At 47.3% G+C, this 20301-nt stretch carries 20 protein-coding genes and 1 riboswitch; of the genes, 3 read left to right on the top strand and 17 right to left on the bottom strand.

What is annotated here, in order from left to right:
* Positions 1–7: 7 nt before the first annotated feature.
* The 10 genes from B5F17_RS03585 to uxaC form a co-directional block, all read right to left on the bottom strand.
* The gene (locus B5F17_RS03585) at positions 8–886 is read right to left on the bottom strand and encodes a cobalt-precorrin 5A hydrolase (protein WP_143287664.1); all 879 of its coding nucleotides are present in this window, start codon (positions 884–886) and stop codon (positions 8–10) included.
* 137 nt (positions 887–1023) lie between these two features.
* A complete protein-coding gene (gene cobM, locus B5F17_RS03580) occupies positions 1024–1779 on the bottom strand; it encodes a precorrin-4 C(11)-methyltransferase (RefSeq protein ID WP_016146763.1) in 756 nt (251 codons plus the stop codon).
* The gene (gene cobI / locus B5F17_RS03575) at positions 1776–2468 is read right to left on the bottom strand and encodes a precorrin-2 C(20)-methyltransferase (RefSeq protein WP_087370893.1); all 693 of its coding nucleotides are present in this window, start codon (positions 2466–2468) and stop codon (positions 1776–1778) included. Before cobI ends, cobM begins: the two co-directional genes overlap by 4 nt.
* On the bottom strand, positions 2465–3595 hold the full coding sequence (gene cbiD, locus B5F17_RS03570; RefSeq protein WP_087370890.1) for a cobalt-precorrin-5B (C(1))-methyltransferase CbiD: 1131 nt from the start codon (positions 3593–3595) through the stop codon (positions 2465–2467). Before cbiD ends, cobI begins: the two co-directional genes overlap by 4 nt.
* 195 nt (positions 3596–3790) lie before the next feature.
* A riboswitch (cobalamin riboswitch) is annotated at positions 3791–3981 on the bottom strand.
* Positions 3982–4328: 347 nt separating this feature from the next.
* Positions 4329–5630: a TRAP transporter large permease gene (locus B5F17_RS03565; protein WP_087370887.1), complete on the bottom strand. Its 1302-nt coding sequence runs from the start codon at positions 5628–5630 to the stop codon at positions 4329–4331.
* A 3-nt stretch (positions 5631–5633) separates the two neighbouring features.
* The gene (locus B5F17_RS03560; protein ID WP_087370885.1) at positions 5634–6125 is read right to left on the bottom strand and encodes a TRAP transporter small permease; all 492 of its coding nucleotides are present in this window, start codon (positions 6123–6125) and stop codon (positions 5634–5636) included.
* Between the two features lie 15 nt (positions 6126–6140).
* Positions 6141–7172 carry a TRAP transporter substrate-binding protein gene (locus tag B5F17_RS03555; protein WP_016146768.1) on the bottom strand — a complete coding sequence of 344 codons (1032 nt, stop codon included), beginning with the start codon at positions 7170–7172 and terminating at the stop codon, positions 6141–6143.
* A 42-nt stretch (positions 7173–7214) separates the two neighbouring features.
* Positions 7215–8063: an SDR family oxidoreductase gene (locus B5F17_RS03550; protein ID WP_016146769.1), complete on the bottom strand. Its 849-nt coding sequence runs from the start codon at positions 8061–8063 to the stop codon at positions 7215–7217.
* A gap of 67 nt (positions 8064–8130) precedes the next feature.
* Entirely contained in the window at positions 8131–9180 is a 1050-nt protein-coding gene (gene uxuA, locus B5F17_RS03545) for a mannonate dehydratase (RefSeq protein WP_016146770.1), read from the bottom strand.
* A gap of 15 nt (positions 9181–9195) precedes the next feature.
* Positions 9196–10602: a glucuronate isomerase gene (gene uxaC / locus B5F17_RS03540; protein WP_087370882.1), complete on the bottom strand. Its 1407-nt coding sequence runs from the start codon at positions 10600–10602 to the stop codon at positions 9196–9198.
* Between the two features lie 142 nt (positions 10603–10744).
* Between uxaC and B5F17_RS03535 the strand changes: the two genes are divergently transcribed.
* On the top strand, positions 10745–11629 hold the full coding sequence (locus tag B5F17_RS03535; RefSeq protein ID WP_242968698.1) for an AraC family transcriptional regulator: 885 nt from the start codon (positions 10745–10747) through the stop codon (positions 11627–11629).
* 186 nt (positions 11630–11815) lie between these two features.
* Here B5F17_RS03535 and B5F17_RS03530 read toward each other — a convergent pair whose 3' ends face one another.
* From B5F17_RS03530 to B5F17_RS03510, 5 genes are read right to left on the bottom strand one after another with little or no spacing between them, the layout of a single operon-like run.
* Positions 11816–12574 carry a carboxymuconolactone decarboxylase family protein gene (locus B5F17_RS03530; RefSeq protein ID WP_087370879.1) on the bottom strand — a complete coding sequence of 253 codons (759 nt, stop codon included), beginning with the start codon at positions 12572–12574 and terminating at the stop codon, positions 11816–11818.
* A 10-nt stretch (positions 12575–12584) separates the two neighbouring features.
* On the bottom strand, positions 12585–13085 hold the full coding sequence (locus B5F17_RS03525) for a cyclophilin-like fold protein (protein ID WP_242968697.1): 501 nt from the start codon (positions 13083–13085) through the stop codon (positions 12585–12587).
* Positions 13086–13110: 25 nt separating this feature from the next.
* Positions 13111–14085 (bottom strand): alpha/beta hydrolase, encoded by a 975-nt coding sequence (locus B5F17_RS03520; RefSeq protein ID WP_087370874.1) that lies wholly within the window; start codon positions 14083–14085, stop codon positions 13111–13113.
* Positions 14086–14099: 14 nt separating this feature from the next.
* Complete coding sequence (locus B5F17_RS03515) at positions 14100–14642, bottom strand: flavodoxin family protein (protein ID WP_087370872.1); 543 nt, start codon at positions 14640–14642, stop codon at positions 14100–14102.
* Positions 14639–15220, bottom strand: coding sequence for a sugar O-acetyltransferase (locus tag B5F17_RS03510; RefSeq protein WP_087370869.1), 582 nt, complete (start codon positions 15218–15220; stop codon positions 14639–14641). Before B5F17_RS03510 ends, B5F17_RS03515 begins: the two co-directional genes overlap by 4 nt.
* A 139-nt stretch (positions 15221–15359) precedes the next feature.
* On the opposite strand from B5F17_RS03510, the gene B5F17_RS03505 reads away from it, so the two are divergent.
* Positions 15360–16250 (top strand): LysR family transcriptional regulator, encoded by an 891-nt coding sequence (locus B5F17_RS03505; RefSeq protein ID WP_087370866.1) that lies wholly within the window; start codon positions 15360–15362, stop codon positions 16248–16250.
* 119 nt (positions 16251–16369) lie between these two features.
* On the opposite strand, the gene B5F17_RS03500 is transcribed toward B5F17_RS03505, so the two are convergent.
* Together B5F17_RS03500 and guaA are read right to left on the bottom strand one after the other, a co-directional pair.
* A complete protein-coding gene (locus tag B5F17_RS03500; protein ID WP_087370861.1) occupies positions 16370–16879 on the bottom strand; it encodes a P-loop NTPase family protein in 510 nt (169 codons plus the stop codon).
* A 703-nt stretch (positions 16880–17582) separates the two neighbouring features.
* Positions 17583–19124, bottom strand: coding sequence for a glutamine-hydrolyzing GMP synthase (guaA, locus tag B5F17_RS03495; protein ID WP_016146802.1), 1542 nt, complete (start codon positions 19122–19124; stop codon positions 17583–17585).
* A 200-nt stretch (positions 19125–19324) separates the two neighbouring features.
* On the opposite strand from guaA, the gene B5F17_RS03490 reads away from it, so the two are divergent.
* A complete protein-coding gene (locus B5F17_RS03490; protein ID WP_087370857.1) occupies positions 19325–20299 on the top strand; it encodes an Ig-like domain-containing protein in 975 nt (324 codons plus the stop codon).
* Positions 20300–20301 lie beyond the last annotated feature (2 nt).

Below are 20301 nucleotides of genomic sequence, written 5' to 3'. Positions count from 1 at the left end.
CAAATATTCAAAAATGTGCCCTCCAATCCTCAATCGCCAAGGCGGCAGTCATGCCGTCTCGAGCGGTTTTCTTTCTCAAAATCGTTCCGCCGCAGCTGGAAAGAACTGCGGAACGCTCACACACATTGTCTACACCGACCGTTTTTTGCACAAAATTGGAAGTTGTAAACGAGCCCGGTGCTTGCGCTAATGCGTGTGCGGAATAGGTGACAAACGGGAGATTGTGCTGCTTGCAGAACATGCATAATCCCAATTCATCCTGTTTTAAATCAATGGATGCCACACGGCGAATGGCTGAAAATGGGATGTGTTCCTCGTCTAAAATCTCTGCAATGAATGCTTCAATCTGTTCTGCGGAAGTCCCGCGCCGACATCCAATTCCCAAATGCACCACACGCGGAATTACATGCAATGTGTGAGCAAAAGGCTGCAGCTGCGTGCGGACGGATAAGACGATTCCACAGGTTGCGGGTTCATTTACCCGAATTTCTTTGGGAAGCTCTCCTTCTAAAGGAAAGTCACTATGCAGTCCGACGGGATCACCCGCTAAGATTGCACCGGAAATATGCTTGATTCGTGGCACCTCATGCACGGTACAATCGTTTTGCTGTGCCCAGGTATCGACAGCGAATGCGCGACGACCATCGGTCGCCGTGGTAATCACTGCCTGTGCGCCAAGCGCTTGCGCAAGCTGTTCTGTCAGTGCATTTGCACCGCCAATATGACCGGATAACAGTGAAATCACAAATTTTGCGTTCTCATCGACGACAAGTACAGCGGGGTCATATTGTTTTCCCTGTAAGTAAGGTGCACAGGAACGAACAGCAATGCCGCAAGCACCGACAAAAACAATCAAATCGCAGTCAACCATCGCCTGCTGTACCATACGGGACAGGTTGGTCTGTTTAATCGATCGATCGGTTCCACGTGCGTACTGTTCTGCATGAGCCGGATACAGCGCTTGTGCAATCCGACTGCTGGTTTGTGCACCGCGCGCCGTAAAAGAGATAATTTTTGCACGAATCACTGTTTGGCCTCACGAAATTCGGTCGTAAAGGTTGGATCGTACAGCTTAGATCGCTCATAATTCGAGCCTAAAAAGTTGCCAACAGTAATTAACGCTGTTTTCGTAATATTATGTTCCTTTGCAGCCTGTGCCATCTGTGCAATTGTCGTCCGTACGACCTTCTCGTCAGGCCAGGTCGCCTTATACACAATGCCAACCGGTGTATCCGGTGCATAGCCACCGGCAATCAGGCGCTCAGAGAGCTGTTCCATCTGACCGGCAGACAGGAAAATGACCATGGTAGCACCGTGCGCTGCAAGCAGTTCGATCTTTTCTTTCTCCGGTACTGGCGTGCGGCCTTCCATACGGGTCAGAATCACTGTCTGGCTGACATCAGGCAGCGTATACTCGGCTTTGAGTGCCGCGGCTGCACCGCAGAAGGACGATACACCGGGAACGACTTCATACGCGATCTCATGTGCATCCAGGATATCCATCTGCTCACGATGTGCGCCATAGACGCAAGGGTCACCTGTGTGCAGACGGACGACAAGCTGTCCTGCCTGTGCCGCCGGGATCATAACATCCATGACTTCCTCGAGTGTCATGGTTGCGCTGTTATAAATCTGGCAGTCTGCTTTGCAATACTCTAAAAGTGCAGGATTTACCAGGGATCCGGCATAGACAACAACATCCGCTTTTTGTAAGAGATTGGCGCCGCGAATGGTAATCAAATCGGGTGCACCCGATCCTGCACCGACAAAATAAATCATTTCTGTTCCTCCCGTACTAAGATGACCGAAAAGTAACCTGTGGGATCGTCCAGTTCCCGTAAATCCCGTACAACGCGCTCGCCTTCCATGCTGCATCGTTCTACCAATGCGGCGCTGTCAAGCTTGCCATCAGCCTCTAACAGATCGCGCACTTCAAGAATGGATTTTCCCGCCTTCATCAGAATTTTGTTGCCGGACAGTGCAAGACCTTCCTTGGTAGAAGAATGCGATGCCGGGATGATGTGCAGCATCTGGCTGCCTTCACACAGAGCCTGCCCAAGGCGTGCAGCTGCAGCACAGAAAGACGGTACGCCGGGAACGATTTCAACCGTATATCCACGCGCTTGCACACGTCGATGTACATACCAGTAGGTCGAATAAACTGCGGGGTCACCCAATGTCAAAAAGGCAACATTTTTTCCTTCATTTAAAAGCGCACAGATATCATCGGCTGCTTGATCATGGCAGGCATTGAGCACAGCCTGATCGCGTGTCATGGGCATATCGCAGTGCAGGATTGGCTTGTCCTGAATGAAAGCCGCGGCGATCTGCAATGCAGTCTGTTCTCCGCTGCCGCCCTTAGGAACTGCGATGACATCGCATTCCTTGATGAGGCGGACAGCCTTACAGGTCAAAAGCTCGGGATCTCCAGGTCCAACGCCGATTCCATATAATTTTCCTTGATTCATAATAGACCTCTGAATTCTTCACAAAGTTTTACAGCATTTTTCGACTGTGCTAAAACACCGCTTTGATTGGTAAACATTAAATATCCGATCTCAGCTTTTCCGCGTAAACGGTAATGCAGTCGTTCGTCGACTGCCTTACCGATTCGCTCCAAAACGGGGTCGCGTAGATTAACCTTATCTAATACTTCTAAGCATGCGTCAATTGTGACCGATTGCATGAGGGCTTGCAGGGTATCGTGCGGTGCACCGCAAAGTGCAGCGTGCGCGGTGAAAATTTCCTGTCTGCCATCGGCAACCGATGAATGTGTATTCATCACGCCTGCTGCAATTTTGACCAGCTTTCCAGCATGCCCGACTAGAAAAATCTGCTGGAAGCCTTTCCAGGCAGCATAATCCAGTGCGTCACCAATAAAATTGGAGCACTTGACGGCTTGCTCTAAGTCAAGTCCGAGCTGATCACGTGCAAAATCTGCACCGTAATTTCCGGGACAGATTAAAACTTTTCGTGCCCCGGCAGCATACAGACTGTCAAGTTCCAAATGCGTCGTATCCATAAGTGCAGTTTCACTCATCGGTTCCACAATACCGCTGGTTCCCAAAATTGAAATCCCGCCTACAATACCTAAGTGTTCATTGTAGGTCTGTTTGGCAATTTGGTCGCCGTTTTCGGCTGAAATTGTGATTTGCAATCCACCCGTATATTCAGCCTGCTGCACCGCAGTGGTAACTGCTGCGGTAATCTGTGCCCGCGGGCCGGGATTGATGGCCGGTTGGCCAACTGCGACAGAAAGTCCGGGTCGTGTGACAACACCAACACCGTCGCCGCCGAGAATTACGATTTCTTGCTCTTGTTTTTGAACAGCTGCATAAATACAGATGCCATTTGTTACATCGGGATCATCGCCGCTATCTTTGCGAATACCGCAGCGTGCGACCGTGCCGTCGAAGCTGGCCTGCTCGGGATGAAGGAAAAGATCAATTCCTTTTGGCGTATGCAGCTCGATCACTTCGGGCAGTTGTCCGGTAAGGAGCAAGAGCGTTGCAGCTTGTGCAGCTGCAGCAGCACAGGAACCGGTCGTATAACCTCGTCTGAGAGTGGTCTGATTTTTGTAAACCAGATTTGACATTTGCTTCCTCCTTCCCTGCGCAACAAGATGATTGGTATTATGATGTGCGCAGAGTCTGAAAAAACGCACAAAAAAATCGCATACCATCCAATGACAGATCAAAGGTGGCTGCGATTTGAATTCAGAAAACGATCTGGGACCTTTGGCAGACCGTATATTCCCCTATCATCACAGCATCCGTTCCTCGTCGTTGCGTGTATATTGACCAAAAAGGCAGGTTTTCTGACTCTGGAATCAACGTCACATGCGGCCTTCCCGGTGTGTGCTTACCAGTGACCATATATTTGCATGCGGCTCTTCCATTACAGCGGCGGGCCCGTTTGGGATTTTCACCCAATTCCCTTTTACCCTGTCCAAAGGCAGGCACCTCTTTGGTGGACTGATCGTCCCATTTGATTTATTCCATTGTATCGCGTTCCTCTTCTCTTGTCAATCATACAACAAGGCTCTAGAATATTTGTCCTAAAAATTGATAAAATTGTCCAAAAAATTGCGGTCAGAAATCGTTCTATTTCGAGTGATTCAAAAGGGGCGAAATATAGATGTAAAGGTAATTTACTATTCTTTCTTAGTGTTTTTTTATTTTGGTTTTAATTTATATTACCTACGTTTTGTATAATTCATATTTTAAATTGCTGCTTTCCTCATTAGATGCAATTTCATATCTCCCACCTATAATAATATAACAAAAAGGATGCAAGCGTAAAATTGCTTGCATCCTTCTCTCTTCCTTTTACAGCAGACCTGCCATTTGCGGCAGTCCCAAACTAATTACGGGTACATAGGTGACGAGCAGCAAACCGATGAGGATTGCAATATAATACCATAACATGTATGGCATGACCTTAGATAGACTGGAGCGTCCTACCTTGATTGCAACAAACAGCGTATTGCCGACCGGCGGTGTAATGTTGCCGATGCAGAGGTTGTACACCAAAATCAGACCAAACTGCACAGGGTCCATACCGAAAGTCTTTACAACAGGTAAAAACAGAGGCGTAAAGATCAGGATTGCCGGTGTAACATCCATGAACGTACCTGCGATGAGCAGAATCACATTCATAATCAGCAAAATAATGATCGAATTCTGTGTCAGACCCAGCAGTGCTTCGGAAATCGCCTGCGGAATCTGGGTGAACGCCATAACCCAACCAAGAATGTTGGATACACCAATCAGGAATACGACCATGCCGCTCATCTTCGCACTATCAACAACGATTTTCCAGAACGACTTGACCGTGATATTGCGATAGCAGATACCAAGAATCAATGCGTACACGACAGCGATTGCAGAGCCTTCTGTTGCGGTGAAAATACCACCGACGATACCACCGATAACAACAACGATCAGAGACAGGGACGGTAGCGCAGCCAGTGTTGCTTTACCGAGATTCTTCCAATCAAACTTACCCGGTGTTCCCTTGTATCCCTTTTTCTTTGCAATGACGATGGCAACCACCATACATGCCAGTGCCCAGATGATGCCAGGTACATAACCAGCGAGGAACAATGCTGCAACCGATGTACCGCCTGCCGCAAGCGAGTAGGTAATCAGTGCATTGGAGGGCGGAATTAGCAGGCCAGACGGAGCCGAAGCACCATTCGTTGCTGCACACAAAGCCTTATCATAGCCCTGCTCCTCTTCTCCCTGCTCTACCATGCTGCCAACTGCTGCCGCAGCTGCAGAGGCCGAACCGGAAATTGCGCCAAACAGTGCATTTGCGCCGACGTTGGTGACAAGCAGCGCACCCGGCAGCTTGCCCAGAATCGCCATAACAAAATTAACGAGTCGCTTTGCAATACCGCCCTGATTCATTAGGTTACCCGCCAGAATAAAGAACGGAATTGCCGTCAAGCTGAATTTGCTCATGCCAACGAAGATACGCTGTGCACCTGTTACGACCGATACATCCATCGAAACAGTCTGCAAAATCGCAATCAGCGAGGAAATACCGATAGAATAGGAGATCGGTACGCCGACAACCAGAAGAACCGCCAGCACACCAACGATAATCAACAAAGACTGGATTGCCATAGCTTACGCCTCCTCCTTCTTCTCTTGTGTGGTACCATTACAGATATCTGCAATGTTGAGGATGGTATAAATCATGTTAAGTATACCGCAAAGAGGCATAACCACATAGAAAACACCAACCGCAACGCCAAGCGACGAAGTCATCTGTCCCATCGCCAACTGAGAAATCTGGATACCACCGTAGACCAGAATGATAGCCGAGAAGGCAAAGGCGACGATTTCACCAAAAATTCCAAGCGCCTTCTGCGCACCGGCATTCAGACGTTCTACGATAATCGGAATATTCATGTGACCGCGCTCACCAGTGATCAGGGATGCACCAAGCAAGCTGGCCCAGGCAAACAGATACGATACCAGCTCTTCCGACCAAGTCGAAGGACTCTTCAGGATATAGCGTGTGAAAACCTGCCAGCAAGTCAGAATAACCATTGCAATAAAGCTGATTCCTGCCAACGCATTGAGCAGTTTTGTCATCACATTTCTTAAAGCTTTCATCTTCCGGCACCTCCCTTATGAATCAGACGGATACTGCTCGTTGTATGCCTGGATAGCGTCGTAGATCGGCGCAAGATCAGGATACTGTTCGAGCATTGCCTCGTGCATCGGCGCACAGGCTTCCTGGAAGGGTTTGGTGTCCGGATAAATGAACTGAACGCCCTGCTCATTGGCTGCACGTTCCTTTGCTTTCTCTACCGCAGTGACCCATTCTTCACGCTGAACCTGGTTAACCAGATCAAAACCCTCTTCGAAGATATCACGTTCCTCTTCGCTCAGTGAGTCGAGGAATGCAATATTGCCGATCAGAATATCGGGAATCATCTGATGCATGTCGTACGAATAGTACTTACATACGTCACCATGGCCATTATCGGTCAATGCCATCTCATTGTTTTCTGCGCCGTCGATGATCTTGGACTGGAGCGCTGTATAGACATCACCAAAGCCCATCGGTGTTGCCGAACCACCCAGCAGATTCATCATCTGCACATTGGTCGGAGACTGCTGCACACGGATCTTTAAACCGCGCAGATCCGCAGGCGTCTCAATCGGCTTATCAACGGTATAGAAGTTACGCGTACCGGCATCCAGCCAAGTGACAGCCTCAAAGCCTGCCTGTTTGGTGGATTCAAAGATCGGTCCGGTAATATTCTCATCATCCATCGAGGCATGGTATGCCGTGCTGGATGCAAACAGATACGGAAGATTAAACAGCGTATAGTTCTGGCTGAAGGTTTCCAGAAGCGAATTTGAAGCAACACAGAAGTTGATTGCACCCGTCTGGGTCAGCTGAACCATTTCGTTCTGAGAGCCCAACAATTCACTGGGGAAGACTTCTACATCATACTTATCTCCCAGCTTACTCTCAATGAATTCCTCAAAAGCAACCAAAGCGATGTGAGTCGGATGGTTCGTGGACTGGTTGTGTCCGATGCGGATGATCTCCCTATCCTCCGCAGTCGACGTACCGCCGCAGCCAGCCAACGTACCCAATGTCAACGCCGCCGCCAGTGTCAGTGCTACCGCACGAATCCTCTTGTTCATAAAGCTCCACCCTTTCTTTCGGAATGCTTTCTTATCCCGGACTTATACGCCGGAGTAAGCAGCATAGCCGCCGTCGATCGGAATGCAGACACCGGTGATAAAGCCGGCAGCAGCATTGTTCAGCAGGAACAAGACAGCACCTTCCAATTCGTTGAGCTCACCAAAACGACCCATGGGCGTACCTGCGAGAATCTTTGCAGTACGTGCAGTGGGTGTACCGTCCTCGTTAAACAGCAGACGGCGATTCTGGTTGCCAACGAAGAAACCGGGAGCGATTGCATTGACGCGAATACCAGACTTTGCAAAATAAGTTGCCAGCCACTCGGTAAAGTTCACGATTGCAGCCTTTGCGCCCGAGTACGCCGGAATCTTGGTCAGAGGGGTATACGCGTTCATGGAAGCGATATTCAGAATGTTGCCGTCGCGATCGATCATATCGACAGCAAATACCTGGGTCGGAAGCAGCGTGCCCAGCCAGTTCAGTGCAAAGACAAATTCAACACCCGACTTGTCCAGATCAAAGAAAGTCTTGCAGCCCTCAATGTCCTTAGCCTCAAAGTGGAATTCATTGTCGGTCGTAGCACGCGGATTGTTACCGCCTGCACCGTTGATCAGGACATCGCAGGGACCCAGATCAGCCAGTACCTGCTGGTGAACTGCTTCCAGATTTTCCTTTTCCAGTACATTGGCCTTGTAAGCCTTTGCGATGCCGCCCTCTGCGTTGATCTCATCAGCGACCTGCTGCGCTGCCTGCTCGTTGAGATCGAGCACAGCAACCTTGCCGCCTGCACGTGCCAGCGTCTTTGCGAACATGCCGCAGATTGCGCCGCCCGCACCGGTTACAACGCAGACCTTGCCAGTCAGATCGGTGTTCAGAACGTTCTTCATCATGGTGATTCTCTCCTTTTTCTTCCTATATCTTTATGCGCCTCAAAATTGAGGCGCATAACCGTTTCAATTACTTACCCAGCGACTTCTCGCAAGCCTCGAACAGGCCGTTGAGATAGGTTGCACCCAGTGCACGGTCATACAGACCATAACCCGGCTTGCCAGTCTCGCCCCAGATCATACGGCCGTGGTCAGGACGAACGTAGCCGTCAAAACCGGTCTCAACCAGTGCCTTGACGATTTCGTACATATCCAGAGAGCCGCAGCCGGACAGGTGTGCGCGCTCCTCGAACGAGCCGTCGTCCATGATCTTTACGTTACGCATGTGCATGAAGCCGATACGTCCCATAGAAGAGTATTTGCGTACCATGGACGGAATATCATTGAACTTTGCGCAGCCCAGCGAACCGGTGCACAGGCACAGCGTGTTGGACGGCGAATCTACGATAGACAGGTAACGATCCAGGTTCTTTTCGCAGGTGATAACGCGCGGCAGACCAAAGATCGGGTACGGGGGATCGTCCGGGTGCAGAGCCATCACGACATCGCATTCCTCAGCGACCGGAATGACCTTCTTGAGGAAAATTTCGATATTCTTCCACAGACCTTCCTCACCCAGTTCACCGTACGCACGAATCAGATCACGTACCTGATCCTGGGTGTAACTTGCATCCCAACCGGGCAGATTGATATCGTCCTTGAGCGGATCAAGACCCTTCATCTGATCCCAGTACATGACAAGGCTGGTCGAGCCGTCCGGCGCCTTCTTGTCCAGCTGGGTACGCGTCCAGTCAAAAACCGGCATGAAGTTGTAGGTAACACACTTAACGCCGTATTTTGCGCAGCGGCGAATGTTCTCACAGTACGCTTCGATGTGCGCATCACGCTTGTCGGTACCCAGCTTGATGTCCTCGGATACCGGAATAGACTCAACGACATCGAATACTAAGCCGTGCGCTTCGCACTGTGCCTTCATCTTAGCCAGACTCTCTTCCGGCCATACCTCACCCGGCTTTACATCGTAAACAGCCGAGACAATCGAGTGCATACCCGGGATCTGGGAAATGTACTCCAGAGATACCGGATCGGACTCGCCATACCAACGAAACGACATTTTCATGTAAATTTCCTCCTTTTATGCATCCAGTCCAATATAATTCCAAACGTTATTGAAGCAGATATCTTCGATCATCTGACCGATACCGTCGTAATCCTCCGGTGCCATACCGCGATCAATCCAGCCACCGACAACCTCGCAGAGAATGCGGCGGAAATATTCATGACGCGGATAAGACAGGAACGAACGAGAGTCGGTCAACATACCAACAAAACGACTGAGCACGCCGATATTTGCCAGCGACTTGATCTGTGCGGTCATGCCGTCATAGTGATCGTTGAACCACCAAGCCGAACCGAACTGTACCTTGCCTGCCGTGCTCTCATCCTGGAAGCAACCAGCTGCAGCAATCAGCTTGTCATTATCTGCTGCGTTCAGCGTATACAGAATGGTCTTAGGCAGCTTATCACGTACCGCCATACGGTCGAGCAGCGCTGCCAGAGAAGCAGCCGATACGACATCACCGATTGCATCACCGCCAACGTCAGCGCCCAGTGCGCGATAGAGCTTGGTATTCAGGTTGCGGATGGCGCCGATGTGCAGCTGCATGGTCCAGCCATGATTGCTGTACTGCTCACCCAAGAAGTCCATCAGGAACGACTGATATGCTGCGACTTCGTAATCGAGCAGCGCCTCACCCTTCAGTGCCTTCTGCATCGCCTCTTCAGCCGCACTCTCATCCCATACGGTAAAGTCCGGAGAACCGAAAGAGTGGTCGGACAGGCGGCAGCCGCAAGATGCAAAGTAATCAATTCGATTGGACAGTGCCTGCTTCACATCATCGATGGTGCGAATGTATACATTTGCTGCTGCACCGAGCTTCTGCATATATGCGGGATAGTTAGGATCAGCAATATTGAGCGCCTTTTCCGGACGGAAGGTCGGCAGCACCTTGGTGTCAAAGCTCTGATCCTGCGCCAGCAGGCGATGATACTGTAAATCATCGATCGGATCATCGGTCGTGCACAGTGCACGTACATTGCTCTCTGCAATCAGCGCACGCGCGGTACCCTGCGCGCTTTGCAGCTTACTATTTGCACGATCCCAAATCTGGTCGGCGGTCTGCGTGTTCAGCAGCTCATCAATGCCGAAGAAACGTTTGAGTTCCAGATGAGACCAATGGTAAATCGGATTGCCAATCAAAGTAGGCATCACAGCTGCGAATCGATCAAACTTTTCACGATAGCTTGCATCACCCGTTACGTACTTCTCGGGTACTGCATTGGCACGCATGACGCGCCACTTGTAGTGATCGCCAGCCAGCCATGCCTCGCCGATATCAGCAAACTGCTTGTTGTCATAAATTTCCTTCGGATTCAAATGACAATGATAGTCGAAAATCGGCATACGTTCCGCATGCTCATGATACAATCTGCGTGCTGCCTCGGTGGTGAGAAGGAAATCTTCACTGATAAAGCTTTTCATCCCAAATACCTCTCTTTCTAATGATTTCCTAAAGGAAATCTAATTTTTTCTTGTCTTTATGCCTATATTATACAAATTATTTTATGACACTTCTCGGAATATCCTGCTTGAAACCTGGTGAAAATTGCTATATAATATAAACATGGCCAAAGAAAAGGAGATGATTTTGTTGAATTCTCCCAAAGATATTTTTACCTTGCGTCAAACGATGGAACGGCAGGATTTTGAGTGTTATCACTATTACGATCCCATTCCACCAGTCATTGATTTTCACGAACACGAATTCTTTGAAGTGTTCTTTTTCCTATCCGGAGATGTCTCTTATGTGATTGAAGGCCGTACCTATCAGCTGCGACCGGGTGATATCTTATTGACCGATAACCGCGATATTCATAAGCCGGATATTCACAGTGATAAGCCTTATGAACGATTTGTCATCTGGATTCAGCCGGACTTTCTGACGCGTACCAAAGAACTGGGCTCCGATCTTACCGCGTGCTTTACCGATGCCAGTGCCAAGAAGTATAAACTCATTCGCCCTGAGAGCGGTGTGCTCACACATCTGAAAGGCATCTGTGAAAAAATGCTCCGTAGTAGAGACGGCAGTGAGTTTGGCAGCAGCACCTTGTCCTATATTTATCTGATCGAATTTCTGGTCTATCTAAATCGTGCGTATTTTGCAACACCAGATGCTATTCGTAAGGATGTCACAGAAAACGAAAAAATAAACGAAGTCGTCGCATATATCAATGACAATTTATCCAGTGACCTGACTCTGGATCGTCTGGCGGATGTTTGTTTTATCAGCAAATCTCATCTGGCACATCAGTTCAAAACCTATACTGGACTAACCCTATATCAGTTCATCATCAAAAAACGTGTCACAGTAGCAAGAAATATGATCCGTGCTGGTTCCCCTGTCATGGATGCCTGTATGCGCTGTGGTTTTAATGATTACTCGAACTTCCTAAAAGCTTTTAAGCGAGAATTCGGACGCAATCCAAAAGAATTTCAACCTGGAAAATAAACAAAAGGGCCGGTACTTGTAATGAATTACGGGTACCGACCCTTTTCTGCTCTTATAAATATTGATACAAAAAAAGACCTTGCACAATCAATGCGCAAGGTCTTTCTATATGACTGTATTTATTTTACGTAAATGAACTGATACTCCCGCTCGACGCAATCCATTTCATAAACTGTCTCGAGGCACTTAGAGCGACGTGTACGCTTCATCACTGACACTTTCCAGCCATTCATTTGTGCAGTTTACACCTGGAACCTCAACTGCCAAATGTGAGAACCAGCTATCGGGGGCTGCACCGTGCCAATGCTTGACGCCCACAGGGATATTCACTACATCACCCGGATGCAGCTTCTGTGCTTCTTTTCCCCATTCCTGATAATAGCCTTCTCCTGCTACACAGATCAAAATTTGGCCGCCGCCGTGATCTGCGTGATGCACATGCCAATTGTTTCGACATTTGGGTTCAAACGTCACATTGTAAATCCCCACCTGGCTAGTCGAAAGCGGTGCAAGATAGCTGTTACCGACGAAATACTGCGCAAATCCATCGTTAGGCTGTCCGATCGGGAAAATCATGCTATTTTGATGCTTCGCTTTCTCATCCGCATTAGAATCTGTGATTTCTTCTTCGAAGACTTCCTTTGCCATACGGAATGCAGCCCAAGCTTTAGGCCAGCCCGCATAAAAAGCTGCATGTGTCAAAATCTCCGCCATCTCAGTCTTGGTGATTCCGTTTTGCTTAGCACTCATCAGGTGATACCGAAACGAGGAATCTACCAATCCCTGAGACATCAAAGATACGACTGTAACGAGCGATCGATCCCGCAACGAAAGCAAACTCTCCCTGCTCCAAACCTCTCCAAACAACACATCATCGTTCAGCTGCGCAAATTTAGGTGCAAACTCTCCGAGTGCATCTCTGCCTGCTGTCTGTTTTGCTGCCATAATTATTCTCCTATTCCAACGAAAACGTCGCTTGAATTGTTCCGCTTCCAAGCTTCTCTTTCAATCCTTCCGGATCATCAATCTTGGCAAGTCTGGTAAAATTCCAGGTATTCGTACCATAGTAAATGGTAATCTGATCCCCCTGATAAAGAATCACGTCTCCAGGTTCTGTGGTAATGCGTTCATCTGTGCGTGTAAGCTCTGTATCAAGTGAGCCTACCTTCTCAAATCCACCGTAATCCTGCATTTCTACTGTGATTGCACCTTGGGCAAGCAGCTCTTGAAATTCATCGGCGGAAGGATTATCCGCAAATGTTGCATAGAATGTATGCTCACCGACTGTAATCTTCAATGCAGATTCCTCCTGATTGTCTTCTTTTTGACCCGAAGATTCGTTGTATGATTCTTCTGCCGAAGGAGTTGGCGTTATTTCAGTGTTTGCCGGTAACTCTCCTGTTCCACAGCCGGAAAGGCTGAGGGCTGCAAAAAGAATTCCAAATAGTCTTACCATGGGACTCACCTTTCCGTAATCTAAGTTATTTCAGGTATGTGTTAAAGAAGCATGCCATTTTATCAAAGGGAATGATATCTACACGATCATATAGATCTGTGTGAACTGCATCCGGAATCAGCATCAGTTCTTTATTGTCTCCTGTCAACTGCTTAAATGCATCTTTGCTGAAATAGCAGGAATGCGCCTTTTCTCCGTGGATAAGCAGTACAGCGCTTCGAATCTCCTTGCTATACTGTAAAATCGGCATGTTCAGGAAAGAAAGCGAAGACGTTACATTCCAGCCATCATTGGAGTTCAGCGAACGAGCATGATATCCGCGGTTGGTCTTGTAGTAATCATAATAATCCTTGACAAAGAACGGTGCATCTTCCGGCAGCGGATCTACAACGCCTCCCGCTCGGGCATAAGTTCCATTCTTATAATCTACTGTTCTCTGTTCATTGAGTGCTTTTCGCTTCTCGTATCGAAGAGCTTCGCTATCTTCAGAATCAAAATACCCCTTTGCAGTGACTCGGGTCATATCATACATGGTAGAAGCAACGGTAGCCTTGATTCTTGTATCAAGCGCAGCAGCATTCAGCGCCATTCCTCCCCATCCGCAAATACCGATAATGCCAATCCTTTCCGGATCAACCTGATCGTGTACAGACAGAAAATCAACGGCCGCCTGAAAATCTTCGGTATTGATATCTGGAGATGCAACATAGCGAGGCATACCACCGCTTTCACCCGTAAACGAAGGGTCAAACGCGATGGTCAAAAAACCACGTTCTGCCATAGCTTGTGCGTATAATCCCGAAGATTGTTCTTTGACAGCGCCAAAAGGTCCGCTGACCGCAATCGCCGGTAATTTACCTTGTGCATCCTTAGGCATATAGAGATCGGCCGCCAACGTGATACCATAACGATTATGGAACGTCACTTTTTGATGATCTACCTTGGGGCTTTTTGCAAATGTTTTATCCCACTCTGAAGTTAAATTCAATTTTTCTTCCATTGTAAATACTCCTTTTATCCAATCGCTTTGCCCATTTCATAGGCTTTTTGCAGTGCAGGATGTCCTTTGATTTCTCCAGCTGCACCCACGCCACCGCCGAAGACCGTTCCTGCAAGATGTGCTCTTTCAAAGCAGGCAATCCATCCTTGCAAACCGTTGATCGCACCATCCATTGTACTGTCGTCTTCTTCCGCAGCAGCTGCCAGTAAATAAATGTCTTGGAAACGATAATCAGAGCCATACAGCGGATTGGAGCGATCCAGCATGGTTTTCATCTGACCACACATCTCGTAGTAATAAATCGGCGTTGCAAATACAATCACATCAGCAATCAACATTTTCTGTACAATTGCGTTGGCATCATCAGCTATGGCGCAGCGTCCGGTATTTAAACAAGCCAAGCAGCCCTGGCAAAATCCAATCTGCTTATCTCTTAATGTAATCTTTTCTACTTTATGGCCTGCCTCCTGTGCACCACGTAAAAACTCGTCCGCCAGCAGATCAGAATTGCTGCTTTTACGAGGGCTGGTCGAAATAATTAAAACATTCTTACTCATACATTTTCCTCCTCATCAATTTCTCGCATGACTCTTGCAGGGACTCCAGCTACTATGGTATTTTTCGGAACATCCTTTGTCACAACGGCTCCGGCTGCAATAATCGCACCGTCCCCAATCGTAACACCCGATAGAATCGTAGCATTTGCACCAATCCATACATTTTCTCCGATGTGAATCGGTGCTGGAATCATGGTACTGCGTTCCTCGGGTGACATAGCATGATTTAGCGTCGCCAAAACCACATTATGTCCAATCAATGTTCCATCTCCGATGAAGATACCGCCCTGGTCTTGAAACTTGCAGCCCATATTGATGAATACGTTTTTGCCAATCGTAATGTTTTTTCCGCAGTCCGTATAGAACGGTGGAAATAGTGCAAAGCTTTCATCTACTTCTTTTCCAATCAACTTCGAAAATAATCGTCTCAGTTCTTCAGGTTCGTGATAGCTGCCATTGATTTCTGACGTAATCTTCAATGCTTCTTGACTGACGCGATGCATAAATAAATGAACTGCACCGCCTCCTGTTACCGCATTTCCATTATTAAGATGATCTAAAAAATCTTTTAACTCCATTACAACCTCCAGCATAGCATGTTAGCTATTTTTATTGTAACATCTTCGATATATAATAACAAATACCTATAATCAATGTCTTACTATACTTGAAAACTATAGCTGTTTTCATTTATAATGACATTAAGGAGTGAGTTTTATGGAATTACGTGTATTGCAATACTTTCTTGCCGTTGCGAGAGAACAAAATATTTCAGCAGCCGCACAATCGTTACATCTCACGCAACCTACACTTTCCAGACAATTAAAAGAGTTGGAAGACACACTAGGAAAACAACTCATGATTCGTGGAAATCGTAAAATCACCTTGACAGAAGATGGGATACTCTTGCGAAAGCGTGCAGAAGAAATTTTAGATTTAGTCAACCGTACTGAAAAAGAAATCATGCAGTCGGATGAAATAATTACGGGTGATATTTATATCGGAACTGGTGAAACTGACGGCGTGCGGCAAATCGCTAAAACAGCAAAGCAACTGCAGGCAAGCTATCCCGGTATTTCTTTTCATATTACCAGCGGAGATGCAGCCGATGTGTGCGAGCGCTTGGATCGTGGGCTATTAGACTTCGGTATCCTTCTGGGCGATATCGATAAAATGAAATATAACTACATGGAACTTCCTATGAAAGACATTTGGGGCGTTTTAATGCGGCGTGATTCTCCTCTCGCAGGGAAAAATACCATTACACCAAAAGATTTATGGGACAAGCCTCTGATTTTATCTCGCCAAGTAGGAAATAAAAGTGGTCTTTATCGCTGGTTGGGAAAAGAACCCGTTGAACTTCATACCGTCGCAACATATAATTTAATCTACAACGCTTCGTTGATGGTAGATGAAGGTATGGGCTATGCTTTTACCTTGGATAAACTCGTTAATACATCAAACAGCAATCTATGTTTTCGTCCATTAAAGCCAAAATTGATGTTAGACATGTACTTGGTCTGGAAAAAATCTCAGGTCTTTTCTAAACCAACCGAACTATTTCTGGAATTTCTCAAAAAGAATTTAGCGAAATATAACGAAGATTAAGCTTATATATCTCGCCTGTATGGAAGTAAAACAAAAAGACCTTGAGTGATAAAACTCAAGGTCTTTCTTCTAGCATCTTGTTTAGACTCATACAGTCTCGTTGAAAATCATGTTGTCAATTACAGCCCAATGTCTATCTCATACTTGTCTTTAATAAGTACATAATTTGTATTGTACTTTTGGGCAAGTTCCAAAAACCGTGCATTGTCCTCCAATACAGTTTCTATAGTACATCCATCACTTAAACGATTTTCGATCACATTGGAATACTCTTTGATGTCAGCAAAATGATTTTTAATATAATCTTTACTCATAATAAGGCAATAGTATTTTATATGCGAGAGATATTTATTCTCAAAATCTTTTGACCAGTCAAAGGGAATGTAGCAACCTTCAATGATTAGATTTTGCCCATTCTCTATGGAGGTTTTTATCATCTCACGAATAATGGGCCACAAATAATCCGTGAGCGCATTATCTTCTTCTGGCGTCAGTTTAGTATAGCCGCTACGGATGAGTCCCATTTTCAAGTGGTCGATTGATAAATAAGGAATTTTATACTTTTCAAGCAGCTTTTGAGCAAGTACCGTTTTTCCAGTATGAGAGGCTCCTGTTATTAATATGATCATCGTTCTCTCCTGCCTTATATTTTGGTTCTGTTGTTTTTGAATATGATACCACAAAGCCACTTGTAGTTCTACATTTTAGCGTTCTCGCGCCAGGCCACTTGCGGCCTTCCTCCGCCTATTCCAGCCGTTTGTCGGCCTGTGCCGCAATTTTCCCTGCTCCGGGACAAATCCCTTTTAAACCGTCGTTCTAACTTTTCCGGGTCTCTGGTGTATTGGTACAAGGTCATTTTCACGCAAAATGCGAATTCGTTTTCCATGGCACCAATTTTTCGTGGTTTATATCCTAAATAAAAATGCAATTTTATCTAGTGTATTCTGGCCGTTTTTGAATAAAAAAAAGACCCTGAGCAACAAAACTCAAGGTCTTTCTTCTAATGCCTTATTTAATTACGTGCAGCCTCATTGAAAATCATTTTGCACATTGAGTGAAAATTGGGTTGCACCATAACATTTTGTGTATTGGTGCAAGGTCGTTTTCACTCAAAATGCGAATTCGTTTTCCATGGCACTAATTTTTCGCGGTTTATATCCTAAATAAAAGTGCAATTTTATCTAGTGTATTCTGGCCGTTTTTGAATAAAAAAAAGACCCTGAGCAACAAAACTCAAGGTCTTTCTTCTAATGCCTTATTTAATTACGTGCAGCCTCGTTGAAAATCATTTTGCACATTGAGTGAAAATTGGGTTGCACCATAACATTTTGCTTATTCCCACTCGATGGTTGCCGGGGGCTTGGAGGTGATGTCGTAGACAATGCGATTGATATGCTTAACCTCATTTACGATGCGAACCGAAACACGGTCCAGAACCTCATAGGGGATTCGAGCCCAGTCAGCAGTCATAAAGTCAGAAGTAGTTACACCTCTGAGTGCAAGGGTGTAATCATAGGTACGACCGTCACCCATAACGCCAACCGAACGCATACCGGTCAGCACGGCAAAGTACTGGTTGATGCTGCGATCCAGACCAGCCTTCGCGATCTCCTCACGGAAAATCCAGTCAGCCTCCTGCAGGATTGCAACCTTATCCGGAGTAACTTCACCCAGAACACGAATGCCGAGACCAGGACCCGGGAACGGCTGACGCCAAACCAGATAATCCGGCAGGCCAAGCTCCAGACCCATAGCACGTACTTCATCCTTAAACAGCAGGCGAAGCGGCTCAATGAGTTCCTTAAAGTCAACAACGCTCGGCAAACCGCCAACATTATGGTGGCTCTTAATTACTGCGCTGTCGCCCAGACCAGACTCAATTACGTCAGGATAAATGGTACCCTGTACGAGGAAGTCAACTGCACCAATCTTGCGCGCTTCATCCTCGAATACACGAATGAACTCTTCGCCGATTGCCTTACGCTTATCCTCGGGGTCGCTCAGTCCCTTCAGCTTATTGAAGAAACGATCCTGCGCATTTGCGCGAACAAAATTAGAATCGAAACGAGTTGCAAAAGCCTGCTCTACCTCGTCACCCTCATTCTTACGCATCAGACCGGTATCTACAAAGACACAAGTCAGCTGACGGCCAACAGCCTTGGAAACCAGTGCAGCAACAACAGAGGAGTCTACGCCACCGGAAAGTGCGCACAGAACCTTACCGTCGCCTACCTTCTCACGGATCGCCTCAACCTGCTGTTCGATGTAACGAGTCATGGTCCAGTCGCCGGTGCAGCCACATACATCATACAGGAAGTGACCCAGCATATCCGTACCGTGCGGCGTATGATTTACTTCCGGATGGAACTGAACGCCGTAGAAGTTCTTCTCTGCGCACTCCATTGCAGCAGTCGGGCAGGTATCGGTCGTAGCGGTAACACGGAAACCTTCCGGAACCTGCGAGATGAAGTCGGTGTGGCTCATCCAGCAGATTTCTTCAGATTCCAGATCAGAGAACAGCTTGCTGCTCTTATCCAGCTTGACGCGGGTCTTACCGTACTCGCTCTTCTCTGCAGCATTGGATACCGTACCACCAAGTACGTGTGCCATCAGCTGGCAGCCGTAGCAGATACCCAGTACCGGAATGCCCAGCTCAAAGATCTCACGACCACAGCGCGGAGAAGTCTCCTCGTATACGCTGTTGGGGCCGCCGGTAAAGATAATACCGACCGGATTCATTGCCTTAATCTCCTCAAGAGGAGTCTTATAGGACTTTACTTCACAGTAAACATGGTGTTCACGCACGCGGCGTGCAATAAGCTGGTTATACTGGCCACCAAAGTCCAGCACCAGAACAAGCTGATGATGCTCCATGCGTTATATTCCTCCAAATCATTCTTTTGCTTAGATAAAATTATGCCATATTTTGCGCGTTCGGGCAAGACCTTTTCTGCTAGAAATTAAATTTTGCTGAAGCGCACAAAAATAAAGCGTTCATTCTGATCAAGGTTGCGTATGGGATTCGTCCGAATTGGAAACACTTTGACTAAACTCTTATAAAAGGATGGATTGCAATGAATACATTGACCCGAAAGGGAATTTTATCCCTGGCCTGCATCCTGGCTTTCATCATGCCTTCTGCAGCTTTTTGGCGGGATGAAGTACAGGCATTGGCAGAAGAGTCTTTGCTGAGTTCTTCTGTCGGACATGCACCAGTTGTCCAAACTGTCGAAACAGAGACCGTGAAGGATGTTATGGTGCATATTCCCCTTGCAGCAACCGATCCCGACGGCGATACCGTGACGCTGAAGCTAATTGATCAGCCTCGGCTGGGCACCGCTTCCTTTGAAAACGGAAACCTGATTTACACGCCGGCAGCAGGCAAAACCGGCACTGACCAGTTCTCTTACTGTGCTGTCGATGTCATGGGCAATGAATCAGAACCGGCTCGTATTTCGGTCAAGATCGAAAAGAATAGTTCAGGCATCACTTATGCAGACATGACATACAATCCCAATCACTTAGCTGCTGTTCGATTGGCACAAGAAGAAATCTTTCTGGGAGAAAAGGTTGGCAGTGCTTATTTCCTGCATCCGACGCAGACCGTCACACGCAACGAATTTATTGCCATGGCTGCCGCAGCTGCCGATCTGGAACTCGAAGATACAACCGTAACCGACTTTCAAGATGACAGTGCCCTTTCTCCGTGGGTCAAGCCCTATATCAGCGCAGCAGCAGAAGCTGGCCTGATTCAAGGATATCAGACTGCGTCCGGTAACGCGGAGATTCGCGGCGAGCGTGCAATCACGATCTCGGAAGCCGCTGTCATCGTATCCAATCTGATGGCACAGCAACAAATTCTGACTGCTGCACCAACAAGTGGCACCATTTCTTATCGTGTTGTTCCCGCGTGGGCAGAGTCCGCAGTCAGCACACTGGATGCTGCCGATATTCTCCCCACCTCCGAACTGGACAGCGCTGAACCGCTGACCCGTGAAACAGCATGTGTCATGCTCTATCGCGTTCTGTGTCTGGCAGATGAAAACTGAAT

The organism is Butyricicoccus pullicaecorum, assembly GCF_002160355.1.
In the GTDB taxonomy this organism is placed as follows: domain Bacteria; phylum Bacillota; class Clostridia; order Oscillospirales; family Butyricicoccaceae; genus Butyricicoccus; species Butyricicoccus pullicaecorum.
Note: the sequence above shows the minus strand (reverse complement) of the source record. Positions and strands in the feature narration are given on the sequence as shown.